Origin of the sequence: Acidovorax sp. MR-S7 (assembly GCF_000400995.2) — a bacterium.
Classification (GTDB): domain Bacteria; phylum Pseudomonadota; class Gammaproteobacteria; order Burkholderiales; family Burkholderiaceae_C; genus MR-S7.
In genome coordinates, this window is sequence record NZ_DF238910.1 from 21,749 (window position 1) to 28,057 (window position 6,309).

Annotated in this window: 8 protein-coding genes; 2 read left to right on the top strand and 6 right to left on the bottom strand. The window is 64.4% G+C overall.

The window, feature by feature from the left end; translation table 11 throughout:
- The first annotated feature begins 247 nt into the window (after window positions 1–247).
- Complete coding sequence (locus tag AVS7_RS07545) at window positions 248–1,150, top strand: DNA-binding protein (RefSeq protein ID WP_024001126.1); 903 nt, start codon at window positions 248–250, stop codon at window positions 1,148–1,150.
- Window positions 1,151–1,184: 34 nt separating this feature from the next.
- Window positions 1,185–1,496, top strand: coding sequence for a hypothetical protein (locus AVS7_RS07550; protein ID WP_020227830.1), 312 nt, complete (start codon window positions 1,185–1,187; stop codon window positions 1,494–1,496).
- Between the two features lie 160 nt (window positions 1,497–1,656).
- Here AVS7_RS07550 and AVS7_RS07555 read toward each other — a convergent pair whose 3' ends face one another.
- The 6 genes from AVS7_RS07555 to AVS7_RS07580 are packed head-to-tail and all read right to left on the bottom strand — an operon-like array spanning window position 1,657 to window position 6,112.
- A complete protein-coding gene (locus AVS7_RS07555) occupies window positions 1,657–2,256 on the bottom strand; it encodes a hypothetical protein (RefSeq protein ID WP_020227831.1) in 600 nt (199 codons plus the stop codon).
- 13 nt (window positions 2,257–2,269) lie between these two features.
- On the bottom strand, window positions 2,270–2,899 hold the full coding sequence (locus AVS7_RS24305; RefSeq protein ID WP_024001127.1) for a hypothetical protein: 630 nt from the start codon (window positions 2,897–2,899) through the stop codon (window positions 2,270–2,272).
- Window positions 2,887–3,375, bottom strand: coding sequence for a hypothetical protein (locus AVS7_RS07565; RefSeq protein WP_020227833.1), 489 nt, complete (start codon window positions 3,373–3,375; stop codon window positions 2,887–2,889). The genes AVS7_RS24305 and AVS7_RS07565 overlap by 13 nt, the downstream gene beginning before the upstream one ends.
- The gene (locus tag AVS7_RS07570) at window positions 3,375–4,163 is read right to left on the bottom strand and encodes a hypothetical protein (protein WP_024001128.1); all 789 of its coding nucleotides are present in this window, start codon (window positions 4,161–4,163) and stop codon (window positions 3,375–3,377) included. The genes AVS7_RS07565 and AVS7_RS07570 overlap by 1 nt, the downstream gene beginning before the upstream one ends.
- A 14-nt stretch (window positions 4,164–4,177) precedes the next feature.
- Window positions 4,178–5,299: a M23 family metallopeptidase gene (locus AVS7_RS07575; protein ID WP_020227835.1), complete on the bottom strand. Its 1,122-nt coding sequence runs from the start codon at window positions 5,297–5,299 to the stop codon at window positions 4,178–4,180.
- Window positions 5,300–5,308: 9 nt separating this feature from the next.
- A complete protein-coding gene (locus AVS7_RS07580; RefSeq protein WP_020227836.1) occupies window positions 5,309–6,112 on the bottom strand; it encodes a hypothetical protein in 804 nt (267 codons plus the stop codon).
- Window positions 6,113–6,309: the final 197 nt, after the last annotated feature.

Genomic DNA, 6,309 nt, shown 5'->3' on the forward strand with positions numbered 1-6,309 from the left:
CGCGTCAAGGGTGCGCTGCGCCCTCCGGGTGGCCCGTGTCCTCGCTGCGCTGCGGGCCGCGCCAGCCACCCTGCGGCCCTTGACCCGGTTTTCACTCGAACAGCCGAACACCGGCCGGTTCGTTGACCGGCCTTAAATCCGCAAATACGTATTCACGCACTAAAAAACCGCTTGCGTATCGCATACATATCATGTATCATATCTGTATTGATACGGCAAAGGCCGGATTTGATACAGGAGCACTGGTATGGCACGAGAAGGGGTTACGTTTGAGCAGGTGGCAGCAGTGGCCGACGCCCTCGTGGGCGCTGGCCAGCAGCCTACTATCCGGGCGGTGCGCGAGGGTTTGGGTGGCACCGGCAGTCCCAACACCATCCACAAGCTGCTCGCCAAGTGGCGGGACGCCCGGCCGGTGGCCATCGCGTCCGCACCGGAGCTGCCACAGGCGCTGGTGACGGCTCTTGCCAATGAGATCGCTCGGGCGACATCGCAGGCCCGTTCCGAGGCTGAGGCTCGCCTGGCGGCGGAGCAGGCGGACGCCAAGCGCCTGGCCGATGACGGCGACGCCAAGGATGCGGAGATCGAGGCGTTGCAAGCCCAGGTGGTCGGGCTCACGACCGAGCGCGATACGCTGGCGGGCAAGACCGCCCAGCAGTCCGCCGACCTGGCCGAAGCCCAGCAGCGGATCGAGCGCGAGCAGCAGGCCGCCGAAGCAGCCCGCGTCGAGCTGGCCAAGGCCCAGCTCAAGATCGACGCCCAAGCTGAAACGCTCATGCACCAGGCGGCCGAGGTCGAGCGCCTGCGCGCCGACCTGGCGGGCGAGGTGAAGGGCAGGGTGGCGGCCGAGCAGCAGGCGGCCGTGCTGACGGCCAAGCTGGAATCCATGACCGAGCGCACCGGCAAGGCCGAGACGCGCGTCGATGCGCTGGAAAAGCAGCTCAACCAGGTCAGCGGGGAACTCAACCAGGCGCGGGTGCAGGCCCAGGCCCAGCAGGGCGCGCTCGATGCGGCTGGTCGTGAGCTTGAGGCGGCCAAGGTGGACGCGGCTGCGGCGCGCGCCGAGGCGAAGAAGTCAGCGGCCGAAGCCTCCGAGCTGCGCGGCAAGGTGGCCACGCTGGAGGCCAAGACCAGCAAGAGTGATTCTAAGTAACTACGCTTTTACGCAACTACGTATAGGAAAGATCATGGCGCAACAGACTTTGACCCCTGCCGAGGCTCGCAGCATCTTCGCGGACGCTTCTGCCGAAACGTTCCCATCGGCTCGCCTCACATCGGCTGGCCGTGCCGCCGTGGCCGACTGGCTCACGTCCACGGCAAAACCGGCGTCGATTAACCAGTCAGAGTGGCTTGCGCAGTGGTACGACGACATCGAGTCCCGTGCGTCTTTCGGCGAACAACCGATTGCTGTGGAGGTGCGTGCGAGTACCAGCGTGACCGGCACGCCTCAACTGTTGACCTTGGACGACTCGTACTTCGAGTGGTGCATTGAGAAGTAATTTCTACTTAAATACGTATTAGCGTATATGTGGAGGTGCGTAAAGTGAAGCCGACGCGGATTGAAACGCTGATTGCCGACCTGCGCCTCACGGCGGGGTCGCTCCAGCAGGTGCTGGACGCCTGCCAGGTGGCAGGCCCAGGGGCTGAGCTCGCCCAGCACTATCCCAAGATGCTCGCAGAGCTGGCCGACCGCTTTGCCGACGAGGCGGCGCGGATCGAGTGGCCTGCCGACTTGCCGCGAGAGCCGGTTTTCACGGCCGCCGAGCTGGAGGCCATCGGCACGGCCGAGGCGCTGCTGGCCAGGTTGCGCACCGACGACTCGGGATCGACTGGCACACGCCGGTAGGTCGAGAGCGTCCGCGCCAACCTGCGCGCGTCAGCGGCCGAGAACGCAGCCGGGATGACCACCACACGCTTGTCGCCGAACTGAGCGCGGGCGGCCTTTTCCCAGGCGGGCGGCACCAGGGCCACCCATGCCTCGCACTGGGTGACCTTGCCGTTGTGCCGCATGGCGGCCCATACGCAGCCAGCTTCGTAGGCCACCCAGAACCGCAGATCGCGTGCGCGCGGGGTCTTGGGCGTCAGCACCAGGCGTTCGCGCAGCGCTGCCGGGTAGGTGGCACGCACGTCGTCGTCGGATTCGGCGGCCGTGTGGAAGAGCGCCAGGTTGATGCCGGGCCGGTGCCCGACGAAATCGGCCAGCGCCTTGCGGGCGTCGGGCGTGCCCATGACGGCATCGTGTTCGATGAACAGCAGCATGGTGATCCTCCCTTTAGACAAACCACTTTTCGTGGTTGAACCAGTGCTTTGCCGCGCCTTCCTGGAAGATGTGGCCAGTCGTGACCTGCCACGACCGATACGACTTCTTCATGCCGAGCACCCAGAACATGAACGCGAAAGAGAGCCAGTTGAGCGCGATGATGAGCGGCGCTGCCGATGCCAGCAGGTAGATGCCATGAGTGCCGATCACCGCTGCTGCGCCAAAGAAGATGCGCGAAGAGATGCGGTGCTGGCGTCCGAACGACTCACGCTCGGCGCGCGACAGATCGCCGAAGGCCATCCGAGCGCGCGCTAGGCGGTGGCGGCTCGCGACTTCACGGATGCCGTCTCGGCCTTCCGGGGCCAGCATCCCGAAGCCGCAGTGATTGCATGACCATGCTTGCAGCGGGCGGGCGTCGCCACCGTCGGTCTGATCCAGGATTGCAGGTGCGTCACGCTGGGCCAGCAGCACTCCGGCATCGCAGTCTGGGCAAGTTGGATTCACCGTCCGCGTCCACATGGAGCGGTTCCACTCGAAAAGCCCCTTGTTCAGTTGCCAGCCGAACATCGACAAGGGCATCGTCATCGTGACGTACTTTGTGACTTTGGCCGCGCCACTCGCGGCCCTTTTTACGAAGCGCATGCTGTCTCCTTTGACTTGAAAAATCCGTGATCTACGCTGACGAACGCCTCGGCGCTCACAACACGCTCCAGCGCGGCGCGCAGACGGTCAGCGGCCTCATCGTCGAAGCCATTGCGACAGAGCAGGAGGGGAGCGCCGCTACTCTGTGCGGTGCGGATGTAGCCGCCTGCCAAGCGCTCATGAACAACGGCAACCCAATAGAGTTGTTTCCTGCGGCGCAGCGTGCTCGTGATCTCGCGCTCTGGGTATGCGTCGGCACGGATGGGCCGATGGGCCAAGTGCTGGAGGTGATCGCTCAGTTCAGGCACCTCGCCGCGCACGTCGTCGATGCTGCGCAGCGTGCCGACTGTCCAGCGGATCATGACCAGCTCGACCGATGGGAAGTCATCCAGCACTCTCGCGAGCCGGGCCGCTGGCCCGTGCGCTCCTATGGTGTGACCCCAGAGGAGGCGGCCGAAGTCGAAAAACAGCAGCATCACGACGCCTCAGCCAGCTCGCCCCGCAGCTTGCGTGCGGTCAGACGGTCGAATGCTTCCCGGTGTGCCGGGTCGATCTCTTCGAGCAGCTTGCCGATGCGCACCACGGCGCGGGCGGGGTTGCGCTCGATGTCTGCCGCACGAACGCCGTTCTCTGCCAGGTAGTCATCAGCGAATGGGCCGAGCAACTGGCGGGCGTGTTCGGCGATGACGGTATGCACCGGCTCGGGCCGAAGCATCCGGGCGGCCAGGATGGGGCGGATGAAGAACAGCGAGAAGCCGATGGCCATGCTCACGACAGCCAGGTAGAGCACGATGAATCCGGTATATCCGAGGGCTGGGGCAACAGCCTTACCAACTCCAACAAACGCTGCAAACAGCCACGACGAAGCGCTGATCGCGCCCGCGATGGCGGGCAGGGTGGCCGCGCGGTGTGGATCATCCTGTGGCACCGTGAAGCGGTGGAAAACGACCTTGTGCAGCAGCCACCCGTTGGCGCTCAGTGCGATGGCTACCGTGAGCTTTGCGAGCAACTTGGGCTTGGTCGCGAGCGTGGCCGGGTCGAACCGGGTATCGAGCCAGATCACAACCAATCCGGTCGCCCAGAGGGCATAGAGCGCCCACTTCACGAAGGTTTGCGAGGTGGCCAGCATGTCGGCATCGACCCGGCGCTTGCGGAAGATCGCCAGGTCGCCAAAAGCGATGCCCACAGCGGCCATTGCGAAGGCCAGCAGGTGGGCCAAGATCAGGCCCATGCGGGCAACTGCATTGAGATCCAAGGTTTCCATGTGATGTGCTCTGGTTATTTGATGGAGCGTGTCGCGTCGTCACGCAGGGCGCGCATCTGAGCGGCTTCGACTTGGGCACGCTTTCCGGCCAGCTTCTGGGCCGTGTAGACGGCCATCAGCGCCTCCATGCGTTCCTGCTTCTGACGAATTGCGGCGCTCAGATAAATGGAGACGCCAGCCGCACGCGTGTAGTCCACCCACAAGGCGCGGCTGCTCACCTGTGTGATCGACTTGTTCCATTCGGAGTCGGCGAAGCGGCGTTGCGCCTCGGTAGACAACATCTCAGCCGGTGACATGGTTTCGTAGTCGCCAATGGGTGGGGAGGGCAGTGAGCCGTAGCCGTCCGCATCGTTGAGCACGTTTGCCATCGAGGTCGCGCCCTTGGCGGCGGCCTGCAAGGCGTCGCCATTGGCCGCCGCCACCTGTACCGGGTCGAACTGGGTGGTCGGTGGCACGCCCATCGCCGGAGTCGCACCGAACAGCTTGTTGTACTGGGCCATCGTGTCGCTGCCCAGTACCGGATACAGGCCGTCGTTCTGGATGGGAAAGGTCTTGCAGAAGTAGGGCGACGGGTCGGTCGCGTAATTGAAGGCCGTGCTCTGCTTGCTGATCGCGTTCGGGAGCTGCGCCGGGTTGAATGTCGGGTTCTTGTTGGCGTCTGCCGAGAAGGTCTTGGCTCGGGCGTCATCCGCGTTGGGCACGCCATAGATGAAGTGCAGGTGGACTGCGCCGCCCGGCTTCATCCCGGTGGAACCGGCCCGGCCGATCTCCTGCCCGGCCTGCACCTTGTCGCCTTCCTTCACCGCGATGTAGCTCAAGTGGTAGTACACGGCCGACTGCCCGTTGTCCCGCTTGATGATGACGGTGTTGCCTGCGCTGCCGCGCAGCTTGGCCCACGTCACCGTGCCCGCCGAGGTTGCGTAGAGGGGCGCGTTTTGCCCGCTGGTGGAGAAGTCGAGGCCATCGTGCATGTGCGGCTTGGCATTGCCGGAGCCGAAGTTGGCGGCACCACCTTCACGGAACTTGCCGAAGCGGCCGGAGACTTGCTCCTTCGAGGTAGGCGACACCATGCAGGTGTCAGCGAATGCGCTGCCGCTGATCGCCAGCGCGAGGGTCAAAACGAGCGGCTTGCGCATCTCTTTTCCTCAGTTGAAAAGACCAGCCGCCCAGCTCGTGAAGCTCTGGGGTTCGGTCTGTGTGGGTTGAGCCTGCTGGATGGCCTGCGGCTGTGCCGAGGTCGCGGGCGCTGTCTGCGCACCCTGCTGGGTGCTGGCCCCGGCGTTGAACACGGTCTGGTTCGTGCCGAAGGCGTTGGCGTTCACGCTGTAGCCGGTTGCGGCCGAGGCGGGCTTGTAGGCGCTGCCAAGCTGCGGATCGAGCGTGCTCAACGAGCCACCCACGGCGCTATTCGCCATGCCGTTGATATCGGTGAACTGCTGGCCCAAGGTATTCCACTGGCCGATGGCTTGGTTGATGGGCGACGTGACCATGCCGGACACCTTGCTCACGGTCGAGCACACCTTCTTCTGCGCGTACTTCAAAACTGCGTCCTGCGCCGAGGACAGGATCGAACCGAGCGACGGAATCGAGAACGACAGGTCGATGATCTGGCTCACCGACGAGAAGCACGAGTCGTTCGGATCAAACAGGCTTTCGACGTTGGGCGTGGCCGAGGCCATTTGGCTGTGCGCGCTTATGGCGGTCTTGATGCTCGCGCCGATGCCCACGTCGTCGCAGTTTTTGAGGTCATCCTGCATCTTCTGGGTCATCGCCGCGTCCACGGCGGCCATCTCCGACGAGACGCCAGAGCTGGCACCACTGCCGCCCGTCGAGAACATGGACGAGAACCAGTTGCCGCTGGTTTGGGACGCGCCTGCGCTGGCAGCCAGCGCGAGAGATGCACCCACCAGCAGACCGATGGCGGGCTTGGTGATGGCGGCTTTATTCATGGCCGCCTCCACGGATACAGGCGAGCTGGACGGTGCCGGGTTGCACCTCGCTGGCTTCAAGCAAGCCACCCTTGACCTTGCGCACGTAGCGCGGGCCGTCTTTCTTGATGCCAGCGGCCTTCAGGGGTCTCCTCGTTTTCAGTGCAATAAGTGACGGTACGCAAAGCTAGCACTGGCGCGGGGGTGGTCTGGGTAGA

What these genes read in the sequence shown, in the direction of transcription:
- AVS7_RS07580 (WP_020227836.1), bottom strand. Translation starts at nt 6,112, where the DNA reads ATGAATAAAGCCGCCATCACCAAGCCCGCCATCGGTCTGCTGGTGGGT.
- AVS7_RS07550 (WP_020227830.1), top strand. Translation starts at nt 1,185, where the DNA reads ATGGCGCAACAGACTTTGACCCCTGCCGAGGCTCGCAGCATCTTCGCG.
- AVS7_RS07565 (WP_020227833.1), bottom strand. Translation starts at nt 3,375, where the DNA reads ATGCTGCTGTTTTTCGACTTCGGCCGCCTCCTCTGGGGTCACACCATA.
- AVS7_RS07545 (WP_024001126.1), top strand. Translation starts at nt 248, where the DNA reads ATGGCACGAGAAGGGGTTACGTTTGAGCAGGTGGCAGCAGTGGCCGAC.
- AVS7_RS07555 (WP_020227831.1), bottom strand. Translation starts at nt 2,256, where the DNA reads ATGCTGCTGTTCATCGAACACGATGCCGTCATGGGCACGCCCGACGCC.
- AVS7_RS07570 (WP_024001128.1), bottom strand. Translation starts at nt 4,163, where the DNA reads ATGGAAACCTTGGATCTCAATGCAGTTGCCCGCATGGGCCTGATCTTG.
- AVS7_RS24305 (WP_024001127.1), bottom strand. Translation starts at nt 2,899, where the DNA reads ATGCGCTTCGTAAAAAGGGCCGCGAGTGGCGCGGCCAAAGTCACAAAG.
- AVS7_RS07575 (WP_020227835.1), bottom strand. Translation starts at nt 5,299, where the DNA reads ATGCGCAAGCCGCTCGTTTTGACCCTCGCGCTGGCGATCAGCGGCAGC.